The sequence below is a fragment of the Bartonella sp. TT110JLCBS genome (assembly GCF_042193405.1).
Classification (GTDB): Bacteria; Pseudomonadota; Alphaproteobacteria; order Rhizobiales; family Rhizobiaceae; genus Bartonella.
The window spans coordinates 1-1,310 of the sequence record NZ_JBHILT010000102.1 but is presented as its reverse complement, the minus strand read 5'-3'; the positions used below and the strand labels follow the sequence as shown (position 1 = coordinate 1,310).

Sequence of the window (1,310 nt, the reverse complement as noted above, 5' to 3'; positions counted from 1 at the left end):
CTATTTATTAACCACATTTTGGTTCATTTAGAAAGATGTTTTATTTATAGAAAACAATATTTTATCATACAATTTCTAATGTGATACGTTATGAGTCTTATTGAGAGAGAATGAGAGAAAAGAGAGCTAAAGTTATCCACAGATCATGGGGTTATGCACTCCATATCTTAAGATTGACCCGTGACATAAGCCGCCCATTTATCCATATAGACACGGCGCTGTTCTAAATAGTCAGTCCGACGATAGGCACGCTCTACTTTACCTCCTACTGTATGACTTAGAATGGTTTCAGCGACCTCATAGGGGGCATCGGTTGTTTCAGCGAGCCAATTGCGTAAACTAGAACGAAAACCATGCGGGCAGGCTTCAATTTTATTTTTTCTCATATACGCCGCCATCATCGTATGTGAAAGAGGACCACGACCGGTAAGTGAAAAGATGAAATCACTTTTAGAAATACAGCGGGCTTGTTCAATTACTTTTAATGCTTCAGATGATAAGGGGACGCGAAATTCTTTTGTTGTATCACGCTTTCCTTTCATATTCTCAGCAGGTATGGTCCATATATCCCCATCAATTTGATCTTTATGAATATGACGTAAAGGGTTAGAGCGAACCCCTGTAAGGATAAGCAAGCGCAAAGCAAGATGTGTTATGTTTTGTGTTTTACAGAGGAACTGATAAAAAGCTGGTATATCTTTCCAATCCATTGCTGGTCTATTAGTGATCTTATGACGTTGTTTTCCTAAGAGAGCACGTGCTTTTTCTGTTGCTTGTAAATCAACATCCAAACCCAAAGCAGCCGCATGTTTGAGACAAAGATTAAGACGTATCAATGCTATCTGAGCTGTTCCAGCTTTTGTATGCCAAATGGGAGAAAGCGTATCGCGTATCTCTGTTTGTGTAATCTCTGAAACGGGGAGGCAACCTAATTTAGGGAGAATGTAAAGCCGCAAAGGTGAAAACCAATCACTAGCCTTACCATCTCTTTTTAATTCGGCTTTACGACTTTCAAAAGCATCTACGGCAATGTCTTTTAAGTAATGGAGATTGCTTATTGCCTCACGCTTTTGTTTATCGCGTTCTTGAATAGGGTCACGCCCTTCACGAAGAACAGCACGCCACCCAGTTGCTAATTCACGGGCTTGTTTTAAAGAGACATGTCTTAAGGCACCCAAGCCCATTTCACGGCGCCGACCATGAATGGTATAGCGATAAATCCATTGAGCACCTCCATCTTTACGCTTATGAAGTAACAAGCCGGCACCATCATTATATTTGCCAGCTCCCAATGTTGCGACAGCCCTTGC

1 protein-coding gene is annotated in these 1,310 nt (G+C 41.1%); it reads right to left on the bottom strand.

Annotated elements, in window-relative coordinates:
• Positions 1-167: 167 nt before the first annotated feature.
• A partial coding sequence (locus tag ACFILW_RS09765; RefSeq protein WP_375685721.1) for a tyrosine-type recombinase/integrase occupies positions 168-1,310 on the bottom strand: 1,143 nt, incomplete at its 5' end.